Source organism: Spongiivirga citrea (genome assembly GCF_010671565.1).
Lineage (GTDB): Bacteria > Bacteroidota > Bacteroidia > Flavobacteriales > Flavobacteriaceae > Spongiivirga > Spongiivirga citrea.
This window is the reverse complement of record NZ_JAABOQ010000007.1, coordinates 213313-227242: the sequence shown is the minus strand read 5'-3', so window position 1 is coordinate 227242 and position 13930 is coordinate 213313. Positions and strand designations below refer to the sequence as shown.

The 13930-nt window shown below is 36.1% G+C and carries 13 protein-coding genes, 1 tRNA gene and 1 pseudogene; 7 read left to right on the top strand and 8 right to left on the bottom strand.

What is annotated here, in order from left to right:
• The 3 genes and pseudogenes from GWK10_RS16850 to GWK10_RS16840 form a co-directional block, all read right to left on the bottom strand.
• Positions 1–543, bottom strand: a pseudogene (locus GWK10_RS16850) (hypothetical protein); the annotation flags it as partial.
• 85 nt (positions 544–628) lie between these two features.
• Positions 629–2449, bottom strand: coding sequence for a M56 family metallopeptidase (locus tag GWK10_RS16845; protein ID WP_164033564.1), 1821 nt, complete (start codon positions 2447–2449; stop codon positions 629–631).
• Positions 2450–2451: 2 nt separating this feature from the next.
• Positions 2452–2817: a BlaI/MecI/CopY family transcriptional regulator gene (locus tag GWK10_RS16840; RefSeq protein ID WP_164033563.1), complete on the bottom strand. Its 366-nt coding sequence runs from the start codon at positions 2815–2817 to the stop codon at positions 2452–2454.
• Between the two features lie 226 nt (positions 2818–3043).
• On the opposite strand from GWK10_RS16840, the gene GWK10_RS16835 reads away from it, so the two are divergent.
• Entirely contained in the window at positions 3044–4633 is a 1590-nt protein-coding gene (locus GWK10_RS16835; protein WP_164033562.1) for a DUF4139 domain-containing protein, read from the top strand.
• Positions 4634–4669: 36 nt separating this feature from the next.
• Here the strand turns inward: GWK10_RS16835 and GWK10_RS16830 are convergent, their stop codons facing one another.
• The 4 genes from GWK10_RS16830 to GWK10_RS16815 all read right to left on the bottom strand — a co-directional run bounded on the left by GWK10_RS16830 (position 4670) and on the right by GWK10_RS16815 (position 9534).
• Complete coding sequence (locus GWK10_RS16830; RefSeq protein WP_164033561.1) at positions 4670–5908, bottom strand: DoxX family protein; 1239 nt, start codon at positions 5906–5908, stop codon at positions 4670–4672.
• A gap of 82 nt (positions 5909–5990) precedes the next feature.
• On the bottom strand, positions 5991–7379 hold the full coding sequence (locus tag GWK10_RS16825) for a dipeptidase (protein WP_164033560.1): 1389 nt from the start codon (positions 7377–7379) through the stop codon (positions 5991–5993).
• 4 nt (positions 7380–7383) lie between these two features.
• The gene (locus tag GWK10_RS16820; protein ID WP_204263162.1) at positions 7384–8784 is read right to left on the bottom strand and encodes a pyridoxal phosphate-dependent decarboxylase family protein; all 1401 of its coding nucleotides are present in this window, start codon (positions 8782–8784) and stop codon (positions 7384–7386) included.
• Between the two features lie 66 nt (positions 8785–8850).
• Positions 8851–9534 (bottom strand): helix-turn-helix transcriptional regulator, encoded by a 684-nt coding sequence (locus tag GWK10_RS16815; protein WP_164033575.1) that lies wholly within the window; start codon positions 9532–9534, stop codon positions 8851–8853.
• A 137-nt stretch (positions 9535–9671) separates the two neighbouring features.
• Between GWK10_RS16815 and GWK10_RS16810 the strand changes: the two genes are divergently transcribed.
• Positions 9672–9753 (top strand) — tRNA-Leu (locus GWK10_RS16810).
• A 192-nt stretch (positions 9754–9945) separates the two neighbouring features.
• On the opposite strand, the gene GWK10_RS16805 is transcribed toward GWK10_RS16810, so the two are convergent.
• Positions 9946–11055, bottom strand: a complete 1110-nt coding sequence (locus GWK10_RS16805; RefSeq protein WP_164033559.1) for a LytTR family transcriptional regulator DNA-binding domain-containing protein — start codon at positions 11053–11055, stop codon at positions 9946–9948.
• 271 nt (positions 11056–11326) lie between these two features.
• Between GWK10_RS16805 and GWK10_RS16800 the strand changes: the two genes are divergently transcribed.
• The 5 genes from GWK10_RS16800 to GWK10_RS16780 are packed head-to-tail and all read left to right on the top strand — an operon-like array spanning position 11327 to position 13853.
• Positions 11327–11692, top strand: a complete 366-nt coding sequence (locus GWK10_RS16800) for a hypothetical protein (RefSeq protein WP_164033558.1) — start codon at positions 11327–11329, stop codon at positions 11690–11692.
• Positions 11693–11722: 30 nt separating this feature from the next.
• Entirely contained in the window at positions 11723–12292 is a 570-nt protein-coding gene (locus GWK10_RS16795) for a YceI family protein (protein ID WP_164033557.1), read from the top strand.
• Positions 12282–12677: a hypothetical protein gene (locus GWK10_RS16790; protein WP_164033556.1), complete on the top strand. Its 396-nt coding sequence runs from the start codon at positions 12282–12284 to the stop codon at positions 12675–12677. Before GWK10_RS16795 ends, GWK10_RS16790 begins: the two co-directional genes overlap by 11 nt.
• A 22-nt stretch (positions 12678–12699) precedes the next feature.
• Positions 12700–13548: a DUF5777 family beta-barrel protein gene (locus GWK10_RS16785; RefSeq protein ID WP_164033555.1), complete on the top strand. Its 849-nt coding sequence runs from the start codon at positions 12700–12702 to the stop codon at positions 13546–13548.
• 11 nt (positions 13549–13559) lie between these two features.
• Entirely contained in the window at positions 13560–13853 is a 294-nt protein-coding gene (locus GWK10_RS16780) for a hypothetical protein (protein ID WP_164033554.1), read from the top strand.
• Positions 13854–13930: the final 77 nt, after the last annotated feature.

Sequence of the window (13930 nt, the reverse complement as noted above, 5' to 3'; positions counted from 1 at the left end):
GAATAGAATGTCATAGGAGTGTTTTTGCTTCACATGCTCGTATTCGTGTAATAGCAACTCTTCATTAATTTTATCTTGTTCATACTCCGCTTTATTTATAAAAATATAGTTTAAAAAAGTGTGCGGCACCAATGGTTTAAGCAGAAGAATAAGCGAAGCATTATTCCATTTCTTAATTGGGTTTTTACGAGTGCTATGCAGTAGAGTAATAACTCCAACACAAAACCTGATTGCCAGTATTAAAGCAATAGTCCAATACAAAGAATATAAAGTTAACTGCCAGTCGAAAACCTCTTTTTTAACTATTATTGGGTCAATGCTTTCTACAATTTCGACACTCGACCAATCGGGAATTTCTACAACAGGTTGTGGATCGACATAGGTAACGGTTTCAAACACAATACTTGGTGCCACTAACGAAAAAACGATGGACGCTAATAAGTAAAAGCGATTGAATTTAAACAGCTGTTCTTTAGACAACCAAAAGTGATAAACGGTCCAAAGGATACCCAAGCATAGAATTGATTTTAAAATGTAAAGCATAATAGTTAATATCTTATAGTTGTTTTCAATTGTCTTTTGAACGTGCTTAAGTTAATTTAAGTTGAGGTTTTTTTGTAGTTAGACATCATTTTTGGTTGGTGATAGGAGTATATTCAGGAAACGGTTCAGCATTTCTTTTTTGGACAATTGTCATATAACTATATACTCTTTCTAAAAACTGTAAATCCTTTGTAGGAATAACTCTGGACTCAACCTGTTGATTGTTGTATTTTCTGGCAAGTCTGTTGTACAGTTTTATTTGTTTTTGTGGTACTTTTTCTTTTTTCTCAAGATTAATAATTTTTGGAAAACCATATTTTACATGAGAGTTTATCTGTTGTTCTTTATTCATTTTTGATTGGAGTTTGTACATTAAATTCATTTCTTTGGCTAAAATCCTCGATTCGCCATAATGATTCTTTTTATACTTCGAGGCCAATTCATTATATACTAATAGCTGAGAATTAGTTAGTCCTATTCCGGTTGTTTTTTCATACAAATTAGTTGATGAAGGAGGTTTGATTATTCTTGAATAAGTTATTCCGTTTGAATCTACTAAAAGTCCATTTTCAATTTTGAATTTCCAAATGTCATGACCGTAACCAAAGAGAAAACCCTCTTCACTTTTTTTCGGATAATAAGAATTGGTTTTTCCGTTTTTAGTTATACTCCAGATAAATGCATCAGTATAATTTTCAATTTTTATCTTAATATATTCATCCGAACTTATCCAGTAACCTTCAAACTTATTTCTATGGCTATTCGTTTCTTTAACGTACCTTCTATTTCCAATAGATAAAAAACCAGTTTTTTTATTTAGTTGTAATGGAAAATCTAGTTTGTTTGTGATTGCGTAGTACCTGTTTCCAAATTTTTCAATTGGAAAACTTGTATAATGCCAATGGAGATATAGTTTATTGTTATTAGATAAAATTGAGAATCCAAAATCTTCGGTTTGCGCATCTAACCATACTCCTACTAATTCTGACGCTGGCTGCATTTCTCCGTTGTTATCTTTGAAAGACTTCTCTTTAATTATGCTTTGATGTGAACTAAAGGAATACAAAAGCACTGCAAACATTGGAACTAACAAGAAAGGGAATCCCCAACGTCTAGCTTTTGCTGTTGATTTTGACATCATTTCTAGTCGTTTTTTGGTAATGTTATAATTGATGGAACTACTTAAAAAAGTAGGATGTGCTAAGCCGACGGTTTTCAAAAGTAACTCTTGGTATTTCTGAATTTCTATATCCGTTTTTAAAACGGCATTATCGGCTAAAAATTCATGATTTAACTTGATCGATTTTTTGACTAGATGTAAGAAAGGATTAAACCAAAAGAACAGCTGTAAAAACTCTATGAATAGAATGTCATAGGAGTGTTTTTGCTTCACATGCTCGTATTCGTGTAATAGCAACTCTTCATTAATTTTATCTTGTTCATACTCCGCTTTATTTATAAAAATATAGTTTAAAAAAGTGTGCGGCACCAATGGTTTAAGCAGAAGAATAAGCGAAGCATTATTCCATTTCTTAATTGGGTTTTTACGAGTGCTATGCAGTAGAGTAATAACTCCAACACAAAACCTGATTGCCAGTAATAAGGCAATAGTCCAGTACAAAGAATATAGGGCCAATTGCCAATCGAAAACCTCTTCAGTTACTATGGTTGGATCGATGCCTTGCACAATTTCAACACCCGACCAATCGGGAATTTCTACAACAGCTTGTGGATCGACATAGGTAACGGTTTCAAATACAATACTTGGTGCCACTAACGAAAAAACGATGGACGCTAATAAGTAAAAGCGATTGAATTTAAACAACTGTTCTTTCGATAACCAAAAATGATATACCGCCCAAAGAACACCTAAGCATAAAACGGACTTTATAAGATAAGCAACCATAACTATTTCTTTTGAATTTGGTTATCAATTAGCTCACGAAGTTCTTCAAGCTGCTCTTTACTTAAATTGGTCTCCTCAGTAAAAAATGAAGCAAACTGTGTTGTTGAGTTATTGAAGAAATTCTTGATCAATCCGTTAAGGTGTTTAGAGAAATAATCTTTCTTTTTTACCAAAGGATAGTATTGTCGCGACTTACCAAAAACCGTATAGCCCACAAAACCTTTATCGGTCATTCTTTTTAATAAAGTTGCAATGGTGGTGTTTGCTGGTTTCGGATCTGGATAGGCATCTAAAAGGTCTTTCATAAAAGCTTTTTCCTGTTTCCAGAGGTGATTCATTAATTCTTCTTCAGTTTTTGAAAGCTGCATGTTCTACAAGATTAGAATTGTCTCTACAAACATAGAACAATAATTTTGATTCTACAAGTGTAGAGGCCAAATTACTGATAGAGGTAGTAAGTTGTTGGTTTGAAAAGATTCGATCCTCAATTAAATAAGTAGTTAACTATTGTTCTGTACATGTTTACTCATTTGTGTTTTGTGAGCCCCGGTCGCTGGGTTATCTTTGGAACTATTAATAACCTAAATTTCTATCATGCGACAACTACTTTTAATAATCTTTTTAGGAGTCTTTACCAATGGATATTGTCAGGAAAAAACAGTAGCCACCACTCCAACTGATGTTACGGTCTATCTGCGATCGGCCAAAGTTGCAGAGCAAGGTAAGGTGTCGTTGCTAAAGGGTAAAAATACACTGAAAATTAAGAACCTCTCTAACTATATCGATAGTAATACCTATCAAATCGGACTTTCAAATGGAGCTACACTTCTTTCAGTAACCCCTGCAACGGACTATTTGAAGGCTGATGAGTTTACTGATGAAGAAAAAGAGCTTATCAATCAAAAAGAGACGCTACAAGTATCATTAGAGATAAAGCAAGCTACCGAAAAGACCTTGGCTGGAGAGCTTAATTTAATAGAGGAAAACCGAAAAATCGGGAATAATGAACAAGGATGGACCAGTACCCAACTAGCCAACCTTGCCGATTTTTATGCAAAACGAACGCTGGAGATTCACAAAAAAAGAATCGGATTAAAAAAGGAAATCAGTGATTTGAAAAAGAAAATAGGAAAAATTAATAAACAACTACAAGAGACCAGTTCGCAACGCAATGAAAACCGTCAAGTTTTGACCTTAGAAGTAGAGGCCTCACGAAATACTACTGCAACGCTTTTATTGACCTATGTTGTCAATAATGCAGGCTGGCAACCCTATTACGATATCAGAGCCAAATCGCTTGAAGATCCTTTATCGCTTGTTGTTAAAGGAAAAATATATCAAAATACTGGAAAAGATTGGAATCAAGTAGCGATGAAAGTTTCTACCTATTTACCAAAGGCGAATCAAAATCGTCCCATTTTAAATCCCTTTTTTATTAGAGAACAGCCAATGTATAATAGGAGTGAAGACGATTTGGAAGAAGTAGTTATGGAAGCTCCGTCTGTTGCTAATTCCATGCAAATGCGAAAAGGAGCTGCTTTGGCAGATGTCGCAGTGACACAAGTCGTAGAGCAACAGTTTAATGTAGCTTACGAACTGAATTCTCCTCAGTCCATTGCATCTACAGGAAAAGGACAGACTATTATTCTTGACAAGAAAGAGGTGGCAGCCGACTATGTATATCATTCCGTACCAAAACTAACGGAAGAAGTATTTTTATTAGCGAATATTAAAAATTGGCAATCGCTTAACCTGATGCTAACAGAAGCCAATATTTATTTTGAGGGCAATTTTATAGGCAAGACGACAATTAATCCGAATTACACTAAAGATAAATATCCACTATCACTTGGTGTTGATGAGCGTATTGTTATTAAAAGACGCTTGTTGGATAATCTTTCTTCTAAAAGGACATTAAGTAGCAAAAAGGTGGATAATTTTGCCTATGAAATGAGTATTCGCAACAATGGTCCAAAAGCGATTGAATTGGAAATTTTAGATCAATTACCCATTTCCCAAAACAATAAAATTGAAGTAGGAAAGACGGAGCTTGCAGGTGGTGATTATGACAAAGGAACCGGAAGTATCCTTTGGAAAAAATCAATCGCGCGAGGAGGAACTGAAAAAATCCAATTTTCCTACGAGGTGAAGTATCCTAAAGAGATGGTGCTTCAGTACTACTAAGGAAGTTTTTCAAATCTAATACAAAATTGTGGAGTGCTATTTATTTCTAGGATATTCATTAATCCAATGAAAACCTCGATTACGCAGTTCGAACTTATGGTCCTTTCGAACAAAATGAATTTTTAGTGAATCGTAATAGAATGAGCCATCAAGAATTAAGGCGTTCTTTCCTTTTCTTTCATAAGAAAAGTAATGTCCATCCTCTCGATTATCAATGGTTAGTTTTTTAGATGTGGTGTCAATTTCAAAATTAAAACTGGTAACGCCACCATTCATCATTTTTGCTGAGGCTCGATCTTTAAAATCGACTACTAAATAGCGCCAACGTTTTTCATCAGTGATTAATGGAGGAAGTGTGTCGTTATTTTTGATAAAAGTGTGAGCCTCCCAAATTCCGTAAAGGGCGGGTTTTTCTCTTAGGTCTCCTCTAGATTTCTCCGTTTCATGCATTTGCCAGCTCAAACCCGCAAAGATTAATACTGTTAAGCCAATTTTCAACCAGAATATAACCTTGTGGTATAGCTTGTCATCAATGGGATTGTAATATTGATACGTGCGAGTTTCTTTATTCGTGATAAATACATTTATAAATCGCCTAGCATCGGTCATAAAAATGATAGCTGCAAATAAGATAAGGTGAACCGAAAATATTTTTACTGGAATATCGAACATAAAGTTCATTACCGCTACCTGTAGCATCACTCCCATAACAACCAAGGCACCCAAGGTTTGTGTACGTCGCGGAATTAGAAGCAATCCTCCAAGCACTTCCATACCACCTGCAAACAGGTTAAAGCCTTTAGAATAACCCATATAGGTCCAAGCTAATCCCATAGGAGAAAAATCGCCTAATGGTTGCAATAAGCGCATTAATGAAGGGCTAGGGAATTGGACCTTAAATACTTTTACAAACCCATAAAAAAACATGAATAGCACTAGATATATTCTTACAATAACCAGGAACCAATAGAAGAGTTTGTTGTATGCTGGTCGTTTTCTATCTAAAATTGACCATATAGTCCCAATAATTAATGCACCAACGAGGTTGATAAACAAAGTGACATATGCAAAAGTAGTATCGCCACTACCTCGGCCATTGGCTACAAATTCATAATTGATACCTAGTAGACCTTTACCAATTGAAACGATAACAGATTCTAGACTACTACTTAAAAACATCAAAATGATGTATAGCATGACATAACTAAAAATAAATCGAAATGTGATTTTAGTGGTTGCGTTCCAGTCAGATCGGTATTCTTGAGATAAAAGCATCGGTTAGTTTTTTTAATTAGAACAGCTAATACCTAAAATGTTACAAATCAGATGTTCTTTTTCACCGCGTTAGGGGAACGTCCTAATTACTCATCTCAGTAAAATACTGATAGAAATACGGGATGGTCTCAATCCCTTTTAGATAATTCCAAACTCCAAAATGCTCGTTCGGAGAGTGAATGGCATCGCTGTCGAGGCCAAAACCCATTAAAATAGTTTTACTTTTTAAATTTTCTTCGAATAATGACACAATAGGAATACTACCCCCGCTGCGTTGTGGAATTGGTTCTTTCCCGAAAGTTTGCTCATAGGCTTTGGCGGCAGCTTTATAACCGACACTATCAATTGGTGTGACATAGCCCTGACCACCGTGATGTGGAGTCACTTTAACTCGTGTGCCGGCTGGTGCGATGTTTTCAAAATGGGATTTAAATAGTTGGGTAATCTCTTCCCAATCTTGATTAGGAACCAGTCGCATTGATATTTTAGCATAGGCTTTGCTAGCAATAACCGTCTTTGCCCCTTCACCAATATATCCACCCCAGATTCCGTTTACATCGAGTGTTGGTCTAATGGAATTTCGTTCGTTGGTCGAATAGTCTTTTTCACCGTAAACAGCATCGATATCTAGAGCTTCTTTATACGCATCTAATGAGAAAGGTGCTTTTGCCATTTGAGCGCGCTCCCTGGCAGATAGTTCTTCTACTTTGTCATAAAATCCGGGAATGGTAATATGATTATTATCGTCATGCAACGAAGCGATCATCTTGGTCAAAATATTGATTGGGTTGGCGACTGCACCACCATATAAGCCAGAATGTAGGTCCCGATTGGGTCCGGTTAATTCAACTTCAACATAACTCAAACCACGAAGTCCAGTGGTGATACTTGGCACATCGTTAGCGATCATGCCAGTATCGGAAATAAGAATGACGTCGTTTGCTAATTTTTCTCGATTATTTTGAACAAAGGTTGCAAGGTTGGCGCTACCAACTTCCTCTTCTCCCTCGATCATGAATTTGACATTGCACGACAGTTGATTATTTGAGGTCATAAACTCCAGCGCCTTTACATGCATATATAGCTGGCCTTTGTCATCGCAAGCCCCTCTGGCAAAAATGGCGCCATCTGGATGTTTCTCTGTTTTTTTGATGATTGGTTCAAAAGGAGCACTGTCCCAAAGGTCTAATGGGTCGGGTGGTTGCACATCGTAATGCCCATATACTAGAACCGTTGGTAATTTTGGATCAATTATTTTTTCACCGTAAACAATAGGGTATCCTTCAGTTTCACAAATTTCAACTTTATCACAGCCGGCTTTTTCTAAGCTCGATTTAATGGCATTTGCCATAGTGGTCATGTCATTTTTATATGCGGAGTCTGCACTTATTGAAGGAATTTTTAAGAGTTCGACTAGCTCATTAATAAATCGATCTTTGTTGTTTTCTATATACTCTTTTATGGTGCTCATATTTTTATGTGGTAACTGTTTTGGTTAATTGTGATAGTGCTTTCTCAAAGATATTGATAGTTTCTGCAATATCGTTCTCATCCGTCATCCAGGAACAGACACTTAGCCTTATTGCGGAATTTCCTTGCCATATAGTGCCCCCACACCACATGTTGCCAGATTGTTGGACATTGTTTAAAATAGCATCGGTAGTTTCATCGTCGTGGTAGCTTACTAATACTTGATTAAAAACTACATCATTATGTATCGTAAATCCGATTTTTTCTAATCCCTGAGCCAATTGATTAGCTCGTTGATTAAATCCAGTTATCATCTCGTCAATTCCATTTTTCCCTAGATATTTCATTGCCGCCCAAAGTTCAACCGATCGGCATCTTTTTGACATTTCTGGACCATATAGATAGGGGTCCTTGTGTTCACTATGTATTAAGTAATCTCCTGTAGCATGAATGGCGCTTACAAGAGCATCTGGATGCTTACACAATACAATACCACTATCGTACGGGGCATTCAGCGTTTTATGCCCATCTACTGCCCATGAAGATGCTTTTTCCATTCCCTTAGTTAAATATGACATCGATTTTGTAGCTGCTGCCCATAGGCCAAAAGCCCCATCAATATGCACCCAGGCATTTACCTCATTCGCAAGATCACAAACGGCATCAAAATTGTCAAATGCTCCTGTATTTACATTACCTGCTTGAAGTAATACGATACAACTTTTATCTAATTTTGGCAGGGCTTCCACTATAACACGACCTTGATCGTCAGCTGGAACTCTTTCGACATTATCGGTGCCAAAACCGAGAATTGTCAAGGTTCTTTTAACGCTAGCATGTACTTGGTCATGGGCAATAATTCTGATTTTAGGAGCTCCATTGAGCCCTTTTTTATTAATATCCCAACCTAGGTTTTTTAGGATTTGAAAACGAGCTGCTGCTATCGCACTTAAATTGGCCATAGAGGTTCCGCTTACAAATCCTGCAACTGTACTTTCTGGCAAATTAAATAAGTCCTTTAGCCATTCCTCACATACTGATTCCAATTTCGAATTAATAGGAGAGGAGACATACAAGCCTCCAACCTGATCCCAAATATCTGCAAGCCACTTTGCACCCAATGATGCCGGAATAGCATTGCCATTTACAAATCCGAAATAGCGGCCTCCTGTTTGAGCAACGGTCGCTTGGGAACCATACCTATGGAGTTTGTTCAAAAGAATATCACCTGAACATCCATTATCATTTAATTCTTCATCAAATTGAATAAGATTTTTAAGGTTTTTATCAGAAGGAAATACATCCATTTCTTCAATCTGATCGATATATTCAAATGCATGATCTCGTGCTTGGTTGAGGATTTTTTTATCCTGCATTTCTGCCTTCATCTTCTTTTTTAGACTCATTATTTTCTTTGGTTTTTGACAAATATAGTACCCACCTGTGTCATGAGTATGTCATACCTTATCTTCTTATCCATATTTATTGAAATATTCCTGAAGGGTCATTTTATGCGGAGTGAAGCGTTCGTTCTTAAAACTGAACGATGTAATACAATCTACACGGAACTTTCGGTACTCCTTTCGCATCCTGCAAAAAGCAATTAATAACCAATTATCCTGCGTGCTATATACCGCAAAAGGCTCAATATCCCTTTTGGTAGTTTCATTTTGCAAAGAGTTATAGGTTAGATGAATTAAATCAAAATTGGTAATTGCGGTTTGAATTTCCATTACCAAATTACTAGTGTGGTTGTTTTCAAGATTATTTTTAAAGGTCAATCTATCGGCTAACAATTCAACTTTTTGTTTTTGGTCTAATTTAAGTATGGATTTGACTTTACTCATTGCCTTACCATAATAATCAACCAACGAAAGGTCCTTATTCTTATTAATAAACTGCTCAGCTGTAATTAATGCCAACGCTTCTTTTTCAGAAAAGGAAACTGGTGGTAAGTAATATCCTGGCATTATACTAAAACCTTTTCCTTCTTCGGTTATGATGGGGATTCCTGAATTTTCCAGTGTTCGAATATCACGATATACCGTGCGCGTACTAACCTCATATTTTTCGGATATTTCACGTGCTGTAATGAGTTGTTTTGATTGTAATTGTGTTAGGATAGCAGTTAATCGGGATAGCCGTGGTTTTTCCATAGTACTCATTTACTTTACTGGTATTAAAAGGACCTAAAATTATCAAATTATAGCTCTCTTTTTTGAATAGAAAAGAATTTGAAATTAAAAATGAATATGTATATTTGCACCCGCCTACAAATAAAGGCGATTCTATTGCGGATGTGATGGAATTGGTAGACATGCCAGACTTAGGATCTGGTGCCGCGAGGCGTGGGGGTTCGACTCCCTTCATCCGCACTTTAAAACCCTTCACTTTTAGTGAGGGGTTTTTCGTTTGATTCAGTGGTCGAACAGTCCCGATTGCTATCGGGACATCATCTGGCAGCACGCTACAAAAGGTCTACTAGACCTTTTTTCGTTCGCTCCCCTTCATCCGTAAAATGAGCTGTCAATATCTGAGGGGGTTTTTTTATGCTCGCAAAATATTAACTACATATTAAGCCATTGCTTAAACTGTGAAGCTCGATTTTTGCTAATTATAATAGCAGTGTCTGAATCGGGTTTAACTAATATCTTGAGCTGGTTATTCCCATATTTCACAATCTTATCAATACTTGAAATGGCAATAATAAATTGCCTGTTCGCTCTAAAGAAATATGATTCATCGAACTGAGAGAATAGTTCGTCAAGACTTAAATTAGTGGTAGAACGCTTCCCGTCAATACAAACTACATAGGTAATGGTGTTTTCCATATAGATATATGCTATTTCTTCGATAGGAATAGGGACCAACTCGTTTCTAATATAGGTCAGAATTCGTTTTTTAGGATTATTGACGTCTGTTTCTGTAACCGTTTCTTTTTCAATAACTTTTTGTTGATAATCTCCAACGGCACGATTTAGTTTTGAAAGGTTGATGACTTCGTCTTCTAACTTTTCATTTTTAAGTTCAAGGCGCTTTTCATATTTACTGCCTAATAGACGTAGCACCATTACCGATGATAGCACGACCAAAGCTCCCATCATCAAGAAGATGATTAAAAATTGCCGTTTAAAATCGCTCATCTGCTGGGCAATACTATCAATGTTCGCATGCGCAGCGACAATCCAATCAGAGTTTTCGACAGATGATAGCGCTATTACTTTTGAAGCTTCTAAATCGTTTTCACCACTATTTTGTTCACCTTTCTCAAGGTCTTCTAATAACAATGTATAAAATGATTCAGCGTCAAGATCATCAGTGACCGACGTCACAAAGGCATTGTTAGGACTTGCAAACTGACCAACGTTTTTAATATCGGGATGCGCGATAATCTTTCCAGACCAATCGTACATGCTTAAGAACCCCATTTTTAGATCGGTGCCCGTCAAACTTTGTTGAATATTTCCGGTAATGGAATCTTTTGCAATACCATAGGCCATTTGTTGACCAACCAAAATAGAAAAGGACTTGGCTTCTTTCTTGCTAAATTCTAGATGAGTCTCCAGCAAACGATAACTACTTTCCTTAACCAGATATTGAAATGCAATACTGGCTATTATGATATAAATAACCGTAATGGATAAAAAAGTGAAAAAATAGAGCCTATCCTTTCTCATAAATCGACCTGAAAATTTCGTCTAAGATAGCAAATAGCTTTTCAAAGTGCATCTCAATTTCCTCTTCAAGTCGAATCATTCCATTTTATCAAAAAGCGGGTTCCTTTCACATCAAAATATTCCCTTTTAAGTATCAAATTATCCCTTTCGCATAGGTTTTTAGTATAAAGCAGATTTTTTAATAGTTGCTTTGGGGTGTAGAAAGAACAAGGGATACAGCGATTTTAGAGATCTCTATTCTGCATAAAAACCTATTTAAAACTATTTAAACATGAAAAGCACATTAAAAACAATTTTTACTGTCTCAATTCTGCTACTAATTGGTTGTAGTAATGATAGTGAAAGCGATTTAATTGAGAGTATTGATGAAGAAACACCTGTTTCTTACAATGCTACTATTAGATCGATCATTAACAACAATTGTGTTGGTTGTCATTCTGACCCCACCCAAAATGGAGCACCATTCCCATTAATTAATTACGATCAAGTATTGGTTCGAGCTGAAAACGGACAATTGTTAAGAGCAATAAGTAGACAAACAGGAGAGGCTAGGGCTATGCCACCTTCCGGAAGATTACCACAGGCGACCATCGATGCAATTGATAAATGGATTCAAGAAGGAGCAATTGAACAATAACAATTAATCTAAAAACAAAACAACATAATCATGGAAAAAACTAAAAATCAAATCACACAATTCGTCATATGGTTCGCACTACTATTTGGTGTAGTTGTATTTACAACGGCAGTGGCACAAACTAAATATTTAGATAAAAACGGAGTCTTAATATTTGAAGCTTCTGAAAAGCTTTTTGAGGAAGTAAAAGCAGTTAACGAATCGGTTACTGTCATCTTTAACGAGGAAACAAATGAAATCGCTTCACTTGCGCTAATTAAAGGTTTTCGCTTCAAGAATTCGTTGATGCAGGAGCATTTTAATGAAAACTATATTGAATCTGGGAAGTATCCGAAGGCAATTTTTAAAGGAAAACTAGTTGACTTTAACCCGGATGCTAAAAAAGTTACGGTTAAGGGAACACTTGAAGTTCGAGGGAAGAAAAAAGAGATAGAGACCACTTTAAATATGCAAAAAGTTGATGGGATGATCTCCATGACAGGTGAATTTGTAGTAAGTCCTTCCGATTTTGATATTGAAATACCAAAAATAGTTCGAAATAAAATAGCAAGGGAAGTAAACGTGAAGTTGGACTTTAAGCTGGAGCGAAATGATACTTAGAAAAAAATATAGCATTGCAGGTTTTCTTGCGCTCTTATTCACCATTATAGGCATTGTTGCATACAATTATATGTATCAAGACCATCGGGACATCGCATCAGAAAAATTTGATTTTGAACTCAAACCATCGCTATTAAGTGTTGCTATGAGTAACACAAATGAAGCAGCGAATTATGTTGATAGGGTAATACAAACTGAAGGAATCATAACTGCTATCGAACAGAATTCGGTAATACTAGATGACGTAGTGCAGGTAAATTTTAGTGCTGATGATTTAAATGCATTGTCAATTAAAAAAAAGGTCACTATTAAAGGAAGATGTGTCGGTTATGACGATTTACTAGAACTAGTAAAAATTGATCAGGCAACCTTAGTAAATAATTAAATAACACTTAGTACCAACTAACATGAAAAAATTAGTAATCATACTATTAACAATTCCGTCGTTCATCATGGCGCAAGACGATCTATTAAATGAGATAGACACCTATGATACCGGAAATGACTTCGAAACAGCAGCCTTTAAAGGATTAAAAATCGTGAATTTTGAGTCGACAAAAATGGTCTCAAAGAAAGAGCTCTACTTCGTAGTTTCTCATAGATTCGGATCGATTGAAACAGGAATAAAAGACTTTTTTGGTCTCGACCAAGCTGTTACTCGATTGAACTTTATCTACGGTGTAAGCGACGGAATCAATATAGGTGTTTCAAGAAGTTCTTTTCAAAAAACATATGAAGCTTCGTTAAAGCTTCGACTTTTAAGGCAGAAAAAGGAAGGTATACCAATTAGTTTGGTGCTCTTTAATAGCGTTTTGATAAACACTTCGTTAGACAAAGACGAACTTCCAAAATTAGAGTTTGATAATAGGTTGGGTTATGCAGTGCAGGCCTTAATCTCCAGTAAGTTGAGTGATAATCTATCACTTCAATTAGTGCCAACATTATTTCACGATAATTTGGTTGCGTTTGAACCACAGGAAAACACACAGTATGCGCTGGGCTTTGGGGGCAGGCAAAAACTGACTAAAAGGTGGTCAATTAATGTTGATTATGGTCTGCATTTTAACAGAGCTTCAAACTCTCCGTTTACCAATCCCTTGTCAATTGGATTCGATTTAGAAACGGGCGGACATGTTTTTCAACTTCATTTTACCAATGCACAGCCAATGAATGTAAACACATTTTTAGGCCAAGCAACAGGTGATTGGAGCGAGGGCGATATTTTCTTCGGATTTAACGTTTCTAGAATATTTTAAAGCAGCTTATTATGAGAACAGGTATCGCAAAAATCCCAGTACAAAATGCATTCTGCGAACGGTGTGCAGATGTAATTAGAAATAGAATATTAAAAGATCAAAGTGTTCAAAATCTGATGCTATTTCCAAGTGAATCGATGATCACATTCAATTTCAATTGGGCAAATCAAGTTTCTGAAGTATTGAATATTCTAACAAGACTAGGGTATCCTCCAGAAGGAGATGAGGTTACTACATCAAGTTACACCCTTCCTTTTTGTAAATGCGAAAACAAGAACGAGAATTATGGTTTAATGGCATCTTAAAACACATAAACAGATTAGATAATAGATGGATGAATGAACTCGCCATCAACTCAAAAATAAGGCCAAAAAAATGGCTA

What these genes read in the sequence shown, in the direction of transcription:
- GWK10_RS16795 (WP_164033557.1), top strand. Translation starts at nt 11,723, where the DNA reads ATGGAAAAAACTAAAAATCAAATCACACAATTCGTCATATGGTTCGCA.
- GWK10_RS16815 (WP_164033575.1), bottom strand. Translation starts at nt 9,534, where the DNA reads ATGGAAAAACCACGGCTATCCCGATTAACTGCTATCCTAACACAATTA.
- GWK10_RS16825 (WP_164033560.1), bottom strand. Translation starts at nt 7,379, where the DNA reads ATGAGCACCATAAAAGAGTATATAGAAAACAACAAAGATCGATTTATT.
- GWK10_RS16830 (WP_164033561.1), bottom strand. Translation starts at nt 5,908, where the DNA reads ATGCTTTTATCTCAAGAATACCGATCTGACTGGAACGCAACCACTAAA.
- GWK10_RS16790 (WP_164033556.1), top strand. Translation starts at nt 12,282, where the DNA reads ATGATACTTAGAAAAAAATATAGCATTGCAGGTTTTCTTGCGCTCTTA.
- GWK10_RS16805 (WP_164033559.1), bottom strand. Translation starts at nt 11,055, where the DNA reads ATGAGAAAGGATAGGCTCTATTTTTTCACTTTTTTATCCATTACGGTT.
- GWK10_RS16840 (WP_164033563.1), bottom strand. Translation starts at nt 2,817, where the DNA reads ATGCAGCTTTCAAAAACTGAAGAAGAATTAATGAATCACCTCTGGAAA.
- GWK10_RS16835 (WP_164033562.1), top strand. Translation starts at nt 3,044, where the DNA reads ATGCGACAACTACTTTTAATAATCTTTTTAGGAGTCTTTACCAATGGA.
- GWK10_RS16780 (WP_164033554.1), top strand. Translation starts at nt 13,560, where the DNA reads ATGAGAACAGGTATCGCAAAAATCCCAGTACAAAATGCATTCTGCGAA.
- GWK10_RS16800 (WP_164033558.1), top strand. Translation starts at nt 11,327, where the DNA reads ATGAAAAGCACATTAAAAACAATTTTTACTGTCTCAATTCTGCTACTA.
- GWK10_RS16785 (WP_164033555.1), top strand. Translation starts at nt 12,700, where the DNA reads ATGAAAAAATTAGTAATCATACTATTAACAATTCCGTCGTTCATCATG.
- GWK10_RS16845 (WP_164033564.1), bottom strand. Translation starts at nt 2,449, where the DNA reads ATGGTTGCTTATCTTATAAAGTCCGTTTTATGCTTAGGTGTTCTTTGG.
- GWK10_RS16820 (WP_204263162.1), bottom strand. Translation starts at nt 8,784, where the DNA reads ATGAGTCTAAAAAAGAAGATGAAGGCAGAAATGCAGGATAAAAAAATC.